This is a genomic window from Caulobacter sp. CCG-8, from assembly GCF_037402475.1.
Taxonomy (GTDB): Bacteria; Pseudomonadota; Alphaproteobacteria; order Caulobacterales; family Caulobacteraceae; genus Caulobacter.
This window is the reverse complement of the sequence record NZ_JBBEUD010000024.1, coordinates 69,417-86,692: the sequence shown is the minus strand read 5'-3', so window position 1 is coordinate 86,692 and position 17,276 is coordinate 69,417. Positions and strand designations below refer to the sequence as shown.

Genomic DNA, 17,276 nt, shown 5'->3' with positions numbered 1-17,276 from the left:
TCGGTTCCATCCCCATCGCCTGCTTGGGCCGGTACCAAGAGCCCTCCCCGTGATGGTGACGGGTCTGATTGTGCGGGAGGGCTGCCCCCTGGCGCGTCGGTGACGCTGCTTTTCTGCAGGGCGTTGGGGTTGTTCAGGTTTTTCCCGTCGCTAGCGGGGATAGACGCGGCTCAATCCCCGCGCGGGGACATGCCCTCGCGGCGTGTCCCCAAGTCCAGGCGCGGCGCTAGCTGATGGGGACACGCCGCAAGGGCATGTCCCCGGCCTGCGCTCACCTCCGCCGCCGTCATCCTCGGACTTGTTCCGAGGACCCCTGCTTCAGCCGCGAAGAAGGACGATCCGTGGAGCAGCGAGATCACGGCCTCCCCCAACCGACAACCCCGCCGATAGAGGGGTCCTCGGAACAAGTCCCAGGATGACGGTTGAAAGGCGGGGCTCTTCATGTCGAAGACCGGCTGAACAGCCGCGTTTCATTCGGTGAGGGTGTAACCTCTCACCCTCCTTCTCTCTAAGAGAGAGGGGTCAGGAGGGCCGCCCTCTGTCCACTCAGGGTCGAAGGCGGTCCTTCAAACGATCCCGGCGACGCCAGAAACCGCCCTACGGCGCGACTGCGCTCTTGAACGGCTGTCTCCCTCACCCCACTACAGCACGACCGAACAGAGTGACTTGAAAGGACCGCGACATGGCTTTGCTCGACGAGCTCAAGGCTGACCAACTGGCGGCGCGCAAGGTGAGCGACCGCCTGAAGGCCGACCTGCTCACCACGCTGATCGGCGAAGCCACGCAGATCACGACCGAAGAGTTCAAGCGCGGCGTGACCGAAGTCACCGACGAGAAAGTCGTCGCAACCGTCGCGAAGTTCTTGAAGAACACGAAGCTGACGCTGGAGAACCTCGCGGCCGAACGCGCGCGGCTGGTCGAAGCCGGTGGCGATGTATCGAAGGTGGACGAGCGGACCAAGGCGGCTGAAACCGAACTGGCGATTCTATCGTCCTATGGCCCGAAGCAGATGACGGACGCGGAATTGCGCGAGGCCATCAACGACTTCCGGGTCCAGAACCCCGACGCCAACGTCGGCGCGATCATGGCCCACTTGAAGGCCAACTTCGGCGGCCAGTATGACGGCAAGGCGGCCAGCGCATTGGCCAGAGCCTAGACGGCGGACGCTCACCGTCGCCGGGAGCTGAGCGTTCCAGCTCCGCAACGCTGACGTTGGGCGCCGCCCCACCGAGCCGATCGTCGAGGTGTCAGCTAGGGGTGGATTACGAACGCTTCGCCCAATACCGTGGCCGCCTCAAGACGAACGTTGGCATAACGAAGCGAGGCAAGGCTATGGATGTTGCGGCGCAGCCCTTCTCGGAGTTGCTCGTGAACATCGACCGGGCTGACCCGCGTGCATGGGTCTACTTGCAAGCTGCGATCCCTTGGCAGCCCGACAGTGTGTCCGCAGTGATCGAGAGCGAAGAGGTGCCGCCCGAACTGGAAGACGAACCGGAAGCCGGCGTCCCAGACTTCGCCAGGCGCAATGGCCTCGTCCGGGTGCTGCCAGTCACGGTTCTCCAAGACGCGGTTCGGAACGCTCGCTCGCAAAGGGCCAACGTCTCAAGCGATGATCTATTCGCTGCCTTCGACTTCTATCGCCGTAACGACGCCTTCATCGCTCTCTAGCAACGAGGGATGCACTAGCGTCCGCTTAGGGTCGAAAGCGGAAGTTGCTGCACCGGCCCGCCTCACCTGTCGTCGCGGGTGTTGCTCTAGAGGTCGCCCAGATTCATTGGCTGGGTTTCTGGAGGTGGATTGGCCATCCGACCTTTTCGCGCCAGCAGCTCGACGACAAGCCAGACCCCAAAGCCGATTGTGCATGGCAGCAGGCCAGCGCCAGGGTTCCAGGCGCCCCCATTTGCATTGCCGAACCCCGAGATGACGATGGACAGACCCCAAGCCACGCCAAACGCGACATAAACTCGGTAGACGCTCGGTTCCATGAATTTGAATACTGCAAGGAAGAACCGCGAGAGCAGCCATCCCAAAGCAAGGGCTCCGGCGTAGGCGCCAAGTTGATATGCCATCTTCCCCCCGGAAAACTTAAGCCGAAGCAAGGCTTGTTTGTCCCACGAAACTCCACCAAGCGGAAGCCGGCTAGGCAGTCGCTGCGTTCTTGCCGCATACTACTCGTCGGGTCTGCAACGGGTCGAAAGCGGACCGGAGCCCACCTCGTCCTGGACCCCTACCAGGCCCCCAACTCCCGCAGCTGCCGCGCCAGCTCGGCCGGCATTTCGGCGGCTTCGGCCTCGGTCAAATCCGGCGGCACGTCCTCGTTCTTCAGATAGCGCCAGCCCTGGAACGGCCGCCGGGGCGTGGGGGCCACGCGGACGATGGTCGGGTCGACCGTCACCTCGCAGCGCGAGGCCTGGCCCTCGCCCACCGTGTCGATCTTCAGGATCGTCTGGCGGCACAGGATCTGGCCCTTCATCACGCGGTACAGCGAGCCGCCGTCCAGCACCTCGTCGATGCGCTTGGGCGTCATGCGGGTGTGCATGATCCATGGGCGGTCGGCCTCGGCGTGCCAGGCGACCAGTTCCTCGATGTTGTCGCAGCCGACGACGAGCTTGATGATGTGCAGGGGCATGGCGGCGTACTTAGTGCGTGACAGCCGAAAGTGTGAGCGGTTTCGGCGCCCGTCACGCGCCAAAAATCAGCCGACGGGCTCCAGCTTCGCCAGCACCACGCCTTCGCTGACCTGGCCGCCGGCCGTGGCCGACAGCTCGGCGACCACGCCGTCGAACGGCGCGGCCAGGGCGTGCTCCATCTTCATGGCCTCCAGGGTCAGCAGGGTCTGGCCCTTGACCACCGTCTGGCCGGCCTCGACCGCCACCGAGACGATCTTGCCCGGCATCGGCGACAGGATCGCCCCGTCGGACGTGGCGGCATGGGCGCCGCCGCCCTGGTAGGCGAAGTCGAACTCGCGGACGTCGCCGCCCTCGAACACGTACAGCGGATCGCCGCCGAAGGTCCCGGGCAGCACGTCCACGTCGTCCAGCGCCCGGCCGTCCTCGACCGTGATGTCCCACGACCAGTCGTCACCCATTCTTCCCGAGAGGGCGCCGCCCGCCAGGGCCACGCGCAGCGGCACGGGCTTGCCGTCCACCGCCAGCGGCAGGGTCATGGCGGCGCGCGGGGCGTTCATCCGGAAGCCCAGCAGGCGCGACGGCGCGCTGGCCCAGACGTCGGCGCGGGGCTGGTCGGCCTCCATGAAGGCCTCCAGGCGCTGGCCGATGGCCGCCAGGGTCGGGGCGTCGGAGAACTCGCGGGCGGTCAGGTCTTCCAGACGCGCCTCGATGAAGCCGGTGTCCACCGCCCCGTCGACGAAGTCCGGATCGCTGGCGCAGCGGGCCAGGAAGGCGGCGTTGGTCTTGACCGGCCACACCTCGACCAGGCGGCAGGCCTCGGCCAGGCGGGCGGCGGCGTCCTCGCGGTCGACGCCGTGGGCGATCAGCTTGGCGATCATCGGGTCGTAGAACGGGGTGACCTCGCCGCCCTCCTCCACCGCGCTGTCCACCCGCACGTCGCCTTCCGGCAGGCGGAAGTGGGTCAGCGGGCCGGTCGAGGGCAGGAAGCCGGTGGCCGGGTTCTCGGCGTAGAGGCGCGCCTCCATGGCCCAGCCGTCCAGCGTGATCTCGTCCTGCTCCAGCGGCAGGGGCTCGCCCGAGGCCACCAGCAGCTGCCACTCGACCAGGTCCTGGCCGGTGACCATCTCGGTGACCGGATGCTCGACCTGCAGGCGGGTGTTCATCTCCATGAACCAGATGCGGTCGGCGCGCAGGCCTTCCGAGGCGTCGGCGATGAACTCCACCGTGCCGGCCCCGACATAGCCCACGGCCTGGGCCGCCTTGACCGCCGCCCCGCAGACGGCGGCGCGGGTGGCCTCGTCCATGCCCGGGGCCGGAGCCTCCTCGATGACCTTCTGGTGGCGGCGCTGCAGCGAGCAGTCGCGCTCGAACAGGTGGACGACGTTGCCGTGGGTGTCGCCGAACACCTGCACCTCGATGTGGCGCGGGCGGGTGACGTACTTTTCCAGCAGCACCCGGTCGTCGCCGAAGCTGGCGCTGGCCTCGCGCTGGCACGAGGCCAGCAGGGCGGCGAAGTCCGGAGGGTTGTCGACCTTGCGCATGCCCTTGCCGCCGCCGCCGGCCACGGCCTTGATCAGCACAGGGAAGCCGATCTTGCCGGCTTCCGAGGCCAGGCGTTCGACCGACTGGTCCTCGCCCAGATAGCCGGGCGTGGTGGGCACGCCAGCTTGGATCATGAGCTTCTTGGCCGCGTCCTTCAGGCCCATGGCGCGGATGGCCGAGGGCGGCGGGCCGATCCAGACCAGGCCGGCGTCGATCACCGCCTGGGCGAAGTCGGCGTTCTCGGACAGGAAGCCGTAGCCCGGATGGATGGCTTCGGCGCCGGTCTGGCGGGCGGCGGCCAGGATCTTCTCGGGGACCAGGTAGCTCTCGCGCGCCGGGGCCGGTCCGATCAGGATGGCGACATCGGCCTCCATCACGAACGGGGCCTCGGCGTCCGCCTCGGAATAGACCGCGATCGTCCGCACGCCCAGCTCGCGGGCGGTGCGGATGATGCGACGGGCGATTTCGCCGCGATTGGCGATGAGGACGGAAGAGAGCAAGGCGATTTTCCTAGATCTGGGCCAGGGTGAAGACCATCAGGAACCCCAGCAGCAGAACGAACGAGAAGACGGTGGACCACCAGACGATCAGGGTCTTGAGGATCGCGCCGAGGATGCTGGAGCCGTAGCCGCCGCGCAGGGTCTGGAACAGGTTGATCGGCGTCCAGACCATTAGCAGCACGAACCACCAGCCCCGCACCGGGTCGGGCAGGACCAGCCCCAGCGCATTGGTCAGGAACGCGAACGACAGCAGGTTGGTGGCGGTCAGCAGGTGATCGTAGATGAAGTACTGGCGCTTGTTCAGATAGACGAGCGCCAGGCTCAGGCCCAACATCGGCAGCAGCAGCACCGCCAGGCGGTGGCCCCAGCCGAACATCACGACCATGTAGTACTCGGGGTTCTCCAGCGCCTTGGCCAGGCCTGCCTTGGGCCAACGCGCCTTGCCGTGATCGGCTTCGGCGGCGGGCGCGCCGTGCGCGGCGTCTCCGCCGGCCGACGAGGACAGGTTCGGCGTCCTGATGTGGACGCCGCCGATCGTCGCGGTCTCGGTCGAGTTCTCGGCGATCGCATTGGCCTGGGCCTCGACCTTGTCGGCGTCGAAGATGTCGGGGACTTGGGCCGAGCGGACCTTCTCGGCCGCCGACTTGCGCAGGTTCTCCTCGGCCGCGAGGGCTTCCTGCCCCGCCAGCGGGTTGTTCTGCAGGTGGTCGGCCTCGGCGATGTCCTTGGCGTAGTGGGCCTGGGCGTCGGCGACCTCCTTCTGGTGGTCGGCCTGAGCCTTGGCGACGTCGTCCTGATAGGTCTTCAGGACCTTGGCGCGGTCCTGGTCGGCGTCCTTGAGGTCCTCGTCACGGGTCTTAGCCGCGTCGGCCAGGACCTCGTCGCGGTCGGCGTTCGCCCCCTTGAGGCGCTCGTCGCGGTCCTTGACGGCTTCGGTCCGCATGCGGGCGGCCTCGGCGGCGCGCCCCTGCGGCGTGGCCAGGAGCTCGGCGCGCTTGTGCCGTTCTTCCTCGGCGTGGTGCTGGGCCGAATGGATCGCGTGCTCGGCGGCAAAGATGAACAGCAGCAGGGCCACCAGGAAGGTGCGGAACGGCGGCACGTGCCGCACGATGCGCCCTTCCATGTAGTCCTTGGCCAGCACGCCGGGCCGGAAGAACAGCAGCGGCAGGGTGTTGGCCAGGCGACCATCGAGGTGGAACATCCCCTCGATCGCTTCCCAGATCAGGTGCCAGATCGAGCGGTGGTGGGTGTCGGCGTTCTGGCCGCACGAATAGCAGTACCAGCCCTCCAGCGGCGTCTCGCAATTCTTGCAAGGCTCGCCTTGATGGGTGAACGGCTTCTTCCTCGGCCGGAAGAAGCTCCCCGCCGAGTCCGCCGCCGCTGTCTCGAGATCCGCCGCCGTCATGTAATCCCCTGCTCGACTCTAGATGGTCCAGCTGGGCTTACGACGTTCGAGGAACGCGCGCACGCCTTCTTGGCCTTCATCCGACACGCGGCGGCGGGCGATGCGTTTTGCCGTCTCGTCGAGCAGGCCGCGGTCGATCTTTTGACCCGCGAAGTCGTTGACCAGCGCCTTGGCGTCGCCGATCGCGCCGGGGGCGCAGACGGCCACCTCCTCGATCAGGGCGTCCTGGGCGGCGACCAGCCCGGCCGCGTCGTCGAACACCTCGTCCACCAGGCCGTAGCTCCAGGCCTGGTCGGCGTCGAACACCCGGCCGGTGGCGAACAGCAGCTTGGCGGTGCGCGGCCCCAGGGCGGCGATCACATAGGGGCTGATGGTGGCCGGGGTCAGGCCCAGCTTGACCTCCGAGAAGGCGAAGCGGGCGTCGGCCGTGGCCAGGGCGTGGTCGCAGGCGGCCACCAGCCCCGCCCCGCCGCCGAAGGCCGGTCCCTCGACCAGGGCCACGGTCAGGGCCGGGATGTCGTGCAGGGCCTTCAGCATCTGGGCCAGGCCCAGGGCGTCCTCGCGGTTGTCGTCCTCGCTCCAGTCGGCGGCGGCCTTCATCCACTCCAGGTCGGCCCCGGCGCTGAACGCCCCGCCCACCCCGCGCAGGAAGACGATCCGCACGCCCTCGGCCCCGTGCAAGGTCTGGAAGGCCTCGTTCAGGGCGGCGATGGTCGCCGCGTCGAAGGCGTTCTTCCTGGCCGGACGGTTGATCCACACGGTGACGGCGCCGCTCGGCGTGGACTCCAGGTGGACCAGCGGCGTCATGGCGTCGGTGTTCAGGACCTCGACGATGGGGTCGGCGATCGGATTGGTCATTGTCGTTTCCTCCCTGCCCTGTCCGCCTACATCCGGAAGACGCCGAAGGTCGTCTCGGGGATCGGGGCGTTCAGGCTGGCGCTGATCGCCAGGCCCAGCACGTCGCGGGTCTGGGCCGGGTCGATGATCCCGTCGTCCCAGAGGCGCGCGGTGGCGTGGTAGGGGTCGCCCTCGGCCTCGTAGCGGGCGCGGATCGGGGCCTTGAAGGCTTCCTCGTCCTCGACCGCCCAGGTCTCGCCCTTGGCCTCCATGCCGTCGCGCTTGATGGTCGACAGCACGCTGGCCGCCTGCTCCCCGCCCATCACGCTGATGCGGCTGTTGGGCCAGGTGAAGAGGAAGCGGGGTGAGTAGGCGCGGCCGCACATGCCGTAGTTGCCGGCCCCGAAGCTGCCGCCGATCAGCACGGTGAACTTGGGCACCTCGGCGCTGGCGACCGCCGTGACCAGCTTGGCGCCGTCCTTGGCGATGCCGCCGGCCTCGTACTTGCCGCCCACCATGAAGCCCGAGATGTTCTGCAGGAACACCAGCGGGATCTTGCGCTTGCAGGCCAGCTCGATGAAGTGCGCGCCCTTCACGGCGCTCTCGGAAAACAGCACGCCGTTGTTGGCCAGGATCGCCACCGGCTGGCCCCAGATGCGGGCGAAGCCGCAGACCAGGGTCGTGCCGTACAGCGCCTTGAACTCGTCGAACTCGCTGCCGTCGACGACGCGGGCGATCACCTCGCGCACGTCGTAGGGCGCGCGCACGTCGGTCGGCACGATGCCGTACAGCTCGGCCGGATCGTGGACCGGCGGCCGGGCGTCGCGGATCTCGGTCTCGACCCGCTTGGTGGTGTTCAGATTGGCGACGATCGAGCGGACGATCTCCAGCGCGTGCTCGTCGTCGTTGGCCACGTGGTCGACCACGCCGGACCGGCGCCCGTGGGTGTCGGCCCCGCCCAGTTCCTCGGCGCTGATCACCTCGCCCGTGGCGGCCTTCACCAGCGGCGGGCCGGCCAGGAAGATCGTGCCCTGGTCGCGGACGATCACCGTCTCGTCGCTCATGGCCGGCACATAGGCCCCGCCGGCCGTGCACGAGCCCATGACGCAGGCGATCTGGGCGATGCCCTGGGCGCTCATCCGGGCCTGGTTGAAGAAGATGCGGCCGAAGTGGTCGCGGTCGGGGAAGACCTCGGCCTGGTGCGGCAGGTTCGCTCCGCCGCTATCGACCAGATAGACGCACGGCAGGCGGTTCTGCTGGGCGATCTCCTGGGCGCGCAGGTGCTTCTTCACCGTCATCGGGAAATAGGCGCCGCCCTTCACCGTGGCGTCGTTGGCGACGATCATCACCTCGCGGCCCGACACCCGGCCGATGCCGGTGATCACGCCCGCGCCGGGCGCCTCGCCGTTGTAGAGGTCGCAGGCCGCCAGCTGGCCGATCTCCAGGAACGGCGAACCGGGGTCCAGCAGGCGCTCGACGCGTTGACGCGGCAAGAGCTTGCCGCGCGCCGCATGACGTGTGCGCGCGCTCTCCGGACCGCCCAGGGCCGCCTGCGCGACCCTTTCGCGCAGCGCCTCCACCAGACCGCGGTTGTGCGCGGCGTTTTTGGCGAAGGTCTCGCCGTTCTTGTCGATACCCGTGTTCATCTTCGGCATTATCGAGGCATAGCCTTTTCCGTTTCCCACCGAAAGCCGCAGTTTTTGACCTTCGATGGTCAAGGTCCGCGGTTCAAGTTAGCGTCGGGTCGTGGTCACCCTGCCCGACTTCATGGCCGATACGGCCCTGGCCCGCCTGTTCGCGCAAGAGCACCGCGAAGGCGACGCCGCCTGGTTCTCCTTGCCGGGCGGCGCGACACTGTACGCGCCCGGCGAGGCGGCGGACTATCTCTACTTCCTGCGCACCGGCCGGCTGGGCGCGTTTCGGCGCGAGGAAGGCCAGGAGCCGCAGTTCCTGGGCGTGATCCGCCCCGGCGAGCCGGCGGGCGAGATGGCGATGATCGCCGGCGCGCCCCACTCGGCCAACCTAGTGGCCCTGCGCGATTCGGAAATCCTGGCCCTGCCCCGCGCCGCCTTCTTCGAGGCCGTCGAACGCGATCCCGACGTGATGATCGAGCTGTCGCGGCTGATGATCCGGCGGGCCCGCAACGCCGGCGCCCACGCCTCGATCGGCGACCCGTCGGTCTACGGCTTCATCGCGGTCGAGCCCGGCAAGGCGATCCGGCCGGTCGTGGAGCGGATCGCCCACGCCATTTCGGGCCTGGGCTATTCGGTCACCGTCGAGGGCGCCGAATCCCTGCTGGCCCCGACCGAGTGGTTCAGCGGCGTCGAGCGCCGGCACGACTTCGTCCTCTACGTCGCCGAGGCCGAGGAGACCGCCTGGAAGCACGTGGTCGGCCGCCAGGTGGACCGGCTGTTCCGCGTCGGCCTGGGCGACCGCAAGCCGCCGGCGGTGATCCCGTCCTACGCCTCGGGCCCCCTGCAGGACCAGCGGCTGGTCGACCTGATCCTGCTGCAGCCGGCCAACGTCACCCACCCCAAGGGCTCGGGCGAATGGCTGAACGCCACCCAGGCCGCCCGCCTGTTCCATCTGCGCGAGAACGGCATGGCCGACGTCGAGCGGATGGCGCGGGTGCTGACCGGCCAGTCGGTGGGCCTGGTGCTGTCGGGCGGCGGGGCGCGGGCCTACGCCCATGTCGGCGCCATCCAGGCCCTGCGCGAGCGCGGCGTGCCGATCGACTTCGTCGGCGGTGCCTCGATGGGCGCGGTCGTGGCGGCCGGCCTGGCCATGGGCTGGGACGACGGCGAGATGGAGACCCGCATCCGCAAGGCCTTCGTCGAGACCAGCCCCCTGGACGACATCGCCTTCCCCCTGGTGGCCATGACCCAGGGCCTGAAGGTCAAGGCGCGGCTGGACGAGCATTTCGACGACATCGAGATCGCCGACCTGTGGCTGCCGTTCTTCTGCGTGTCGTCGAACCTGACCTCGGGCGCCTATCACCTGCACCGCCAGGGCGTGCTGAAGGACGCCCTGCGGGCCTCGATCTCGCTACCGGGCGTGCTGCCGCCGGTGGCCGACGGCCATTCGGTGCTGGTCGACGGAGCGGTGATGAAGAACTTCCCCGCCGACGTCATGCGCGCCTTCCAGCTGGGGCCGATCGTCGGGGTGGACGTCACGCGCGGCCGCAGCATCACCGCCGAGGACGTGCATCGTCCCGCCTCGCTGTGGCGCTGGTTCTGGTCGGGCGAGTGGCGCAAGGGGCCGCCGATCGTGGCCCTGCTGATGCGGGCGGCCACGGTGTCGACCGGCCGCGACCTGGCGGCCAGCCGCGAGGCCACCGACGTCCTGATCACGCCCAAGCTCAACGAGATCGACATCCGCGACTGGAAGGCCTTCGCGCCCGCCGTCGCCGCCGGGCGCGCCGCCGCCGCCCTGGCCATCGACAACCTGGGCAAGCCGGTGACCGAGCTGCGCCGCCGGCCGAGCCTGAGTGAGCTCTCCGAGGCCCAAGGGCGGCGTTAGTTTCTGCTTTCGACCTGTAGCTGACGTTGAAGGACGCCCACCGAACCCCTCTCTCTTTGAGAGAGGGAGGGGCCCATGGCGAAGCCATGGGAGGGTGAGTGGTTACACTCTCTCCGAATGAGGTGCGGTTGTTCAGCAGGAGTTCGATTGTTCGCCAGATTCACGACGGGTAAGCATGGCGTGCTTCTTCCGACGCCTCGAAAGCGAGTTTGAACGTCGTGGGGTTTGCCGGCCGGCGGTGAAACCACTCACCCTCCCACCGCTTCGCGGCGGGCCCCTCCCTCTCTCAAAGAGAGAGGGGTTCCGAGGGCCGCCTTCACCCGTTGCTGATCTTCAAGATTACCGATCATCCCCGCGAAAGCGGGGATCCAAAGGCGCCGGGATCATCCGGCGCCTTTGGCGTTCAGGCTCGGCTTGGATCCCCGCTTTCGCGGGGATGATCGGTATTGGTGTTGAGCTGCAATGACCGACAACCACCCCAAGGGCGAAGTTCGATGGGTCCGCTTTTTGCGCTGGCAGGTCTAGCCAACGCGCCAAGCGCCAATGTTAAGTTCACTCCACACAAGGTGGAGTTCACGATGCGGAAGCTTCTCACTGCGACAATGTTTTGGGCCGTTGCGGCCTCCGGCCAAGCCCATCCTCAGCCTCAGGCGGATGCATCGGCGCCGTCCGCCACGGACGCGCCGCCGCAATTCTATCCAGACAAGGCGCAACGCTTTGAGGTCAACGGCAAGGTCGTTCTCGACTGCGCCATAACGTCGGAGCGAAAGCTGGAGGAGTGCACCGTCGTCTCTGAAACCCCGGTCGATTACGGCTTCGGCGATGCGGCGCTCAGAATGTCCAAAATCCTGCGGATGGATCCCAACGGCCCACTCGTGATCAAGGGCCGCGCGACGATCCCGATCAGCTTCAAAGTCCCTCGTTAAGGCAACGACCGACAGCGTCATCCCCAAAATTGATCGGGACAGACCGCCCTATTGGGCGGACGTCTGTCTTTTGGCGAGGGCCATTCGCCCCCTCACCAGCGCCGCGCGACCACGAACAGGCGGGTGAACGGGAACAGGGTCACGCCGTCCTCGCGGCGCGGATAGTCGACCGCCAGCCGTTCGCGCCAGGCCGCCAGGAACGCCGCGCGCTCGGCCGGGTCGCCCAGGGCCTCCAGATACGGCCGCAGGCTGGTCCCCGAGGTCCAGTCGACGATCGGGTCGTCACCGCCCAGGGCGTGGACATAGGTGGTCACCCAGACGTCGAGGTCCTGGCTCAGGGGCGACAGCCAGTCGTGATAGGGCCGCGGATCGACGCCCGAGCGCACGCGTTCGATGTCGGCCAGGCGCGACGCCCACGGCCCGTCCAGCGCCGTCTCGCGCAGGCTGCGCCGCCAGCCGTCGTCGGCCACCACGGGGATCTGGCAGGCGAAGACGCCGCCGGGCGCCAGCAGGCCCATCAGGCGGGGGAACAGGGTCTCGTGCCCGTCCACCCACTGCAGGGCGGCGTTGGTGAAGATCAGGTCGGGCGGGACCTCGGGCGCGAAGGTCGCGATGTCGCCCAGCACCCAGTCGATGTCGGCCCGCATCGCCCTGCCCCGGGCCAGCATCTCGGGGCTGGAGTCCAGGCCGTGCACCTGGGCCTGGGGGTGACGGGTCTTCAGCAGTGCCGCGTGCTCGCCGGTCCCGCAGCCCAGGTCCCAGACCTCGCGCGGGTCCAGGTCGCGCGGGATCTGCAGCATCAGGTCCAGGGCCGGCCGGTCGCGATAGGCCTTGTAGCGCTGGTAGACGTCGGGATCCCAGACCGGCATCCGGCCCTCCGTGCAAGAACTGCGACAATCGGTCCGCTCATTTGCACCGATCCGTCGACTTTGTCGCATGGGAGCAGAGGCCGCCCTTCACTATCTTTTGGTTAAGGCGCTGATCAACCGCGCCGCAGGATGGAAACCGAAGTGAACCGCTCCGCCGTCGCCACCGCCGTCGCCGTCGCCGCCAAGTCCCCGGCCGTGAATGTGCATCGCCTGGGCATGCTGGGCCTCAACCTCGGTCTTTGGACCCTCATCGTCCTGGTCGTGCGCGCCCTCTAGCCCGACCGGGATGATGCGGCCCCGGGTCGCGCATATCCCCCCTTTGCGCGACCCGGGAGTGCCCTCCCCCACGCCACGCCTCTTCCGCCTTCCGATCAAGCATTCGGCGCCCGCGACGTCCCGTCGCGACTTTGCCCCTTTGCACAACGGCCGATCGGCGCCCATATTCCTCTTGTGTTGTTCAACAACTGAAAGGAGGTGACCAGTGTCTCATTGTCTCCAACCGAGGTCGCGAGTGACCTGGAGCCTTAAGAACGAGGTTTCCAACTGAAGGCGTTGAACGCCTAAGGTTCAAAGTCACGCCGCGACGCGGCTACGACGATGGAGGGCCGCCCCGAGCAATCGGGGCGGCCCTTGCATTATGAACCACCTAGGTCCTCCCCCTGTGGGGGAGGTGTCGGTGAAGCCGACGGAGGGGGGAGTGATCGGATCGCTCCGCCTCCCAGACCGACTATCCTAAACTCCCCCCACCGATCGCTGCGCGATCGCCTCCCCCACAGGGGGAGGGCCTGCGTGGGCTGTCTTTACGCCCCCACCAGCTCCCGCCCGATCAGGAACCGCCGGATTTCGTTCGTCCCCGCGCCGATGTCGTAGAGCTTGGCGTCGCGCATGAAGCGCTCGACCGGCCATTCCTTGGTGTAGCCCGCGCCGCCCAGGGCCTGGATGGCCTCCAGCGACACCTTCACCGCGTTCTCCGAGGCCATCAGGATCGCGCCCGCCGCGTCGAACCGCGTGGTCTTGCCCGCGTCGCAGGCCCGCGCCACGGCGTAGACATAGGCCCGGGCCGAGTTCAGGGCCACGTACATGTCGGCGATCTTGCCCTGCATCAGCTGGAACGAGCCGATGGCCTGGCCGAACTGCTTGCGCTCGCGGACATAGGGCAGCACCACGTCCAGGCAGGCCTGCATGATGCCCAGCGGCCCGGCCGACAGCACGGCGCGCTCGTAGTCCAGGCCGCTCATCAGCACCCCGACGCCGCCGCCCACCGGGCCCAGCACGTTCTCCTCGGGCACTTCGCAGTCCTCGAACACCAGCTCGGCGGTGTCCGACCCGCGCATGCCCATCTTGTCCAGCTTCTTGCTGACGCTGAAGCCCTTCATGCCCTTCTCGATCAGGAAGGCGGTGATGCGGCGCTCGTCCGTCTTGGCGTAGACCACCAGCGTGTCGGCGTGCGGGGCGTTGGTGATCCAGAACTTGGCGCCGTTCAGCACGTAGCGGTCGCCGACAGCTTCAGCCTTCAGCTTCATCGACACCACGTCCGAGCCCGAACCGGCCTCGCTCATGGCCAGCGAGCCGACGTGCTCGCCGCTGATCAGCTTGGGCAGGTAGCGCTGCTTCTGCTCGGGGTTCGCCCAGCGGCGGATCTGGTTGACGCAGAGGTTGGAGTGGGCGCCGTAGCTGAGGCCCACCGAGGCCGAGGCGCGGCTCACCTCCTCCATGGCGATCACGTGCTCGAGATAGCCCAGGCCCAGCCCGCCGAACTCCTCCTCGACCGTGATGCCGTGCAGGCCCAGGTCGCCCATCGGGACCCACAGCTCGCGGGGGAATTCGTTGGTCTCGTCGATCCGGGCGGCGATCGGCGCGATGCGGTCGGCCGCGAAGCGGGCGGTGGTGTCACGGATCGCGTCGGCCGTCTCGCCCAGCGCGAAGTCCATCGAGGGTGCGGTTTGGTTCGTCATGCGCGACTCCATAGCACAAACGCCCGCGGATCAAGCAGACCCGCGGGCGTTCATGCTCTCGATCTCGGTGGATCGAGGTCTACTCTTCGTCCTGGATGTCCGGATCGCCCAGCCGGCGCATCAGCAGATAGGCCGAGGTGGCGAAGCAGATCATGCCGATCACGCTGGCGCCCCAGCCGAACATGCGGATCGGCGACAGGCCCTCGTTGGCGCCCACGCTGAGGTTCCACAGGATGCCGCCGCCGAACAGGGCCAGGCCCAGCAGGCCCAGGCTGACCAGCAGGCTGATCCCGCCGAAGGCGTGGGGCTGGACCGGGGCCAGCGCCACGTCCTGGGCCGCCAGGTCGACCGCGCCGCTGGTCGAGAAGCCGCCCAGATTGAATAGCGAGGCCTCGGCCGGGGCCCGGGCGGCCTCGAACAGCTCGGGCTCGGGTTCCACGGCGGGCTCGGCGACCGGCGGTGCGGCCGGCGGCGCGAACGCCGACTCGGCGACCGGCTCGTCCGGCGTCAGCTGGAACGGCGCGATGATCGGGCCCGGCGGTTCGGGATTGGCGTAGATGAACGGCGACGGCGCGGCGGCGGCGGTCGCGGCCAGGACCGGCGGCTCCGGCAGGACCAGGTCCTGCTGCGGCGGCGTCAGCCGGACCGGCGCGGCGGCGGTCTCATCGGGCAGGATCGCCTCGAGGCGCGCGCTGACGGCGGCGGAGGCCACTTCGCTGGCGCTGGGTCCGTTCCCGGTCAGGGCCGGGTTCGCCCCGCCGTCCGTCCGCAGGGCCACGGCCTTGTCGCCGTTCAGCGAGGTGGTGATGGCGGCCGGCGGCTGGCTGGGCACCAGCTTGCCGGCGTCGTAGTCGATCTTGGGCCGCAGCACCGAGCTGGGCGCGGCCACCCAGCCGCCGTCGGTCGGCGTCAGGAACAGGGTCTTCTCGGCCGAACGGCGGCGCACCAGGGCGTCGACGACGATCCGCTCGCCCTCGAAGTCGGCCTTGCGCCACATCTCCATCTCGCAGGCGGCCAGCAGCGGCGCGCCCTCGTTGAGGCGGCGCAGCACCGCCGAACGGATGAAGTTCTCGGTCCCGATGTTGAAGGCGAAGCAGACCAGGGCGTCGAACTGGTTCTGGTTCAGCGGCGCGTAGACGTTCTCGTTGACCGCATGGGCCACAGTGATCAGGTCGTAGAGCAGCAGAGCTTCAGCGTCCTGTTCCGAGACAGACGCCCCGGCCCGCGCGGTCAGGGTATGGCCGTAGCCCAGCGTCCAGCGCCCGTCGGGCAGCTGAGCGGCTTTCATCCGGTACCCTTCGAACCTCTTGATGAGATCGACGGCGGCGCGGGAGACCTGATAGCGCGGTTTCATCGCCTAGAATGACCCAGTTTGAGACAGACGCGGATGCGTTCAGGGTGCACCGCGCAAGATGGGCGCCGTTCTGGCGTTCCGCAGGGGCTTTCGGCCCCTCTTTCATGAAATGAACGCCGCCCGTGGCGGATTCGCGCCGCGCCGTCCAGACGGACGGCGTTTTCGACCGATTTAGTGCAACAGCAGGGCCGCGATCAGCAGGACCGCGAAGAAGCCCGTGAAGTCGGTCAGGAAGGTCACGAAGATCGACGAGGACACCGCCGGGTCGCGTCCCATCTTCGCCAGGGCCAGCGGCGCCAGGATGCCGCCCACCGCCGCGGTGAAGATGTTGGTGATCAGGGCCAGGCCCACGATGATCGCCAGCTTGCCGTGGTGGTCGGCCGGACCGAAGAACAGATAGGTCGCCCCGCCCATGACCAGGGCCAGGGTGCAGCCGTTGACGATGCCCACCGACAGCTCGCGCAGGATGATCCGGCGGGCGTTGGCCGTGGTCAGCTCCTTGCTGGCCAGGGCGCGCACGGCCACGGCCAGGGTCTGGGTGCCGGCGTTGCCGCCCAGGGACGAGACGATCGGCATCAGGATGGCCAGGGCCACCAGCTGGGCGATCTCGCCCTGGAACACGGCCACGCCGCTGACGGCGATGGTGGCGGTCACCAGGTTGAGCAGCAGCCACGGCAGGCGCGACTTGACGATCTCCACGACATTGGCGTCGCGGCCGGCGTCGCTCACCCCGGCCAGGGCCAGGATGTCCTCTTCCGCCTCTTCGCGGATGACGCCGACGATGTCGTCGACGGTGATCTGGCCCACCAGCCGACCGCCCGCCTCGACGACCGGCGCGCTGATCAGGTGGTACTTGTCGAAGATGTAGGCGACCTCTTCCTGGTCCATGTCGACGGTGATCTCGGTCACCGGCTCCATGATCTCGGCCAGGGGCGTCTCGCGCTTGTGGGTCAGCAGCTGGCTGACCGGCAGGGCGCCGACGGGCGTATAGGCCGGGTCGACCACATAGACGTCGAAGAACAGCTCCGGCAGGTTGTCGCCGTTCTCGCGCACGTGGTCGATGGTCTGGCCCACGGTCCAGAACTGCGGCGCGGCCAGGAACTCGCGCTGCATCAGGCGGCCGGCCGTCTCGTCCTCGTAGGACAGGGTGGTCTCGATCGCCGCGCGGTCGCCCTCGTCCATGGCGGCCAGGACCTGGGCGCGCTTGCCCTCGTCCAGGTCGTCGATGACGTCGGCGGCGTCGTCGGAGTCCAGTTCCTCCAGCGCCTTGGCCAGGGTGTGCGAGGGCGTCGCCTCCAGCACTTCCTCGCGCAGGTTGTCGTCCAGCTCGGCGATGATCTCGCCCAGCCATTCGGGGTCCAGGACCGGGATCACCTCTTCCCGGTAGCCGGCCGACAGGAAGCCCATCAGGTCGGCGACGTCGGCCGGCTCCAGCGCGTGGACCAGCTCGCGCAGACGCGCCGTGTCGCCGCGGTCGGCCGCGTCGATCACCATCTCGACGTATTCGGGATTGAGCGCGTAGTCGTCGCCGAGCGCGAGGTCTTCGAGATCCTCGGGCAGCTGGGGTTCGGGGATGACCAGGTTGTGGCGCGGATCGTCTGTCAGGTCGGTTGTTTCCCGGGACATTGGGACCTCCTGAACTCGTAAGACGTGCGTCCTGCGCGTGACCTGAATGCTGCGAAGGGCCAAGCCCTTCCCCGGAAATGGTTAGAGCGCCCCCGGCGAGTCGGAAACCGAAT

The 17,276-nt window shown here is 68.3% G+C and carries 15 protein-coding genes; 5 read left to right on the top strand and 10 right to left on the bottom strand.

From position 1 onward, the window contains the following. Positions 1-682 precede the first annotated feature (682 nt). Together WAE60_RS20580 and WAE60_RS20575 are read left to right on the top strand one after the other, a co-directional pair. A complete protein-coding gene (locus WAE60_RS20580) occupies positions 683-1,156 on the top strand; it encodes a GatB/YqeY domain-containing protein (RefSeq protein WP_337688364.1) in 474 nt (157 codons plus the stop codon). Positions 1,157-1,257: 101 nt separating this feature from the next. Continuing rightward, on the top strand, positions 1,258-1,668 hold the full coding sequence (locus WAE60_RS20575; RefSeq protein WP_337688362.1) for a hypothetical protein: 411 nt from the start codon (positions 1,258-1,260) through the stop codon (positions 1,666-1,668). An 86-nt stretch (positions 1,669-1,754) separates the two neighbouring features. On the opposite strand, the gene WAE60_RS20570 is transcribed toward WAE60_RS20575, so the two are convergent. From WAE60_RS20570 to WAE60_RS20545, 6 genes are all read right to left on the bottom strand, one after another. Continuing rightward, positions 1,755-2,069, bottom strand: a complete 315-nt coding sequence (locus tag WAE60_RS20570) for a hypothetical protein (RefSeq protein WP_337688360.1) — start codon at positions 2,067-2,069, stop codon at positions 1,755-1,757. 158 nt (positions 2,070-2,227) lie between these two features. Beyond that, positions 2,228-2,629 (bottom strand): DUF1489 family protein, encoded by a 402-nt coding sequence (locus WAE60_RS20565; RefSeq protein WP_337688357.1) that lies wholly within the window; start codon positions 2,627-2,629, stop codon positions 2,228-2,230. Between the two features lie 66 nt (positions 2,630-2,695). Beyond that, positions 2,696-4,672 carry an acetyl/propionyl/methylcrotonyl-CoA carboxylase subunit alpha gene (locus WAE60_RS20560; RefSeq protein ID WP_029916622.1) on the bottom strand — a complete coding sequence of 659 codons (1,977 nt, stop codon included), beginning with the start codon at positions 4,670-4,672 and terminating at the stop codon, positions 2,696-2,698. Positions 4,673-4,682: 10 nt separating this feature from the next. After that, positions 4,683-6,077: a DUF3667 domain-containing protein gene (locus WAE60_RS20555; protein WP_337688355.1), complete on the bottom strand. Its 1,395-nt coding sequence runs from the start codon at positions 6,075-6,077 to the stop codon at positions 4,683-4,685. A gap of 18 nt (positions 6,078-6,095) precedes the next feature. Next, on the bottom strand, positions 6,096-6,935 hold the full coding sequence (locus WAE60_RS20550; RefSeq protein ID WP_337688353.1) for an enoyl-CoA hydratase-related protein: 840 nt from the start codon (positions 6,933-6,935) through the stop codon (positions 6,096-6,098). A 26-nt stretch (positions 6,936-6,961) separates the two neighbouring features. Beyond that, entirely contained in the window at positions 6,962-8,569 is a 1,608-nt protein-coding gene (locus tag WAE60_RS20545; RefSeq protein ID WP_337688352.1) for a carboxyl transferase domain-containing protein, read from the bottom strand. A gap of 112 nt (positions 8,570-8,681) precedes the next feature. Here WAE60_RS20545 and WAE60_RS20540 point away from each other — a divergent pair, with 112 nt between their 5' ends. Both WAE60_RS20540 and WAE60_RS20535 read left to right on the top strand, forming a co-directional pair. After that, complete coding sequence (locus WAE60_RS20540) at positions 8,682-10,433, top strand: patatin-like phospholipase family protein (RefSeq protein ID WP_337688368.1); 1,752 nt, start codon at positions 8,682-8,684, stop codon at positions 10,431-10,433. A gap of 578 nt (positions 10,434-11,011) precedes the next feature. Next, complete coding sequence (locus tag WAE60_RS20535; RefSeq protein WP_337688351.1) at positions 11,012-11,359, top strand: TonB family protein; 348 nt, start codon at positions 11,012-11,014, stop codon at positions 11,357-11,359. Positions 11,360-11,451: 92 nt separating this feature from the next. Here the strand turns inward: WAE60_RS20535 and WAE60_RS20530 are convergent, their stop codons facing one another. Continuing rightward, the gene (locus tag WAE60_RS20530; protein ID WP_337688349.1) at positions 11,452-12,228 is read right to left on the bottom strand and encodes a methyltransferase domain-containing protein; all 777 of its coding nucleotides are present in this window, start codon (positions 12,226-12,228) and stop codon (positions 11,452-11,454) included. Positions 12,229-12,369: 141 nt separating this feature from the next. On the opposite strand from WAE60_RS20530, the gene WAE60_RS20525 reads away from it, so the two are divergent. Beyond that, positions 12,370-12,504: a hypothetical protein gene (locus WAE60_RS20525; protein ID WP_255347307.1), complete on the top strand. Its 135-nt coding sequence runs from the start codon at positions 12,370-12,372 to the stop codon at positions 12,502-12,504. Positions 12,505-13,028: 524 nt separating this feature from the next. Here the strand turns inward: WAE60_RS20525 and WAE60_RS20520 are convergent. From WAE60_RS20520 to mgtE, 3 genes are all read right to left on the bottom strand, one after another. Continuing rightward, positions 13,029-14,183, bottom strand: coding sequence for an isovaleryl-CoA dehydrogenase (locus tag WAE60_RS20520; RefSeq protein WP_337688347.1), 1,155 nt, complete (start codon positions 14,181-14,183; stop codon positions 13,029-13,031). Between the two features lie 79 nt (positions 14,184-14,262). Next, a complete protein-coding gene (spmX, locus tag WAE60_RS20515) occupies positions 14,263-15,537 on the bottom strand; it encodes a lysozyme-family localization factor SpmX (protein WP_337688345.1) in 1,275 nt (424 codons plus the stop codon). Between the two features lie 171 nt (positions 15,538-15,708). Next, entirely contained in the window at positions 15,709-17,163 is a 1,455-nt protein-coding gene (gene mgtE / locus WAE60_RS20510) for a magnesium transporter (RefSeq protein WP_029916635.1), read from the bottom strand. Positions 17,164-17,276 lie beyond the last annotated feature (113 nt).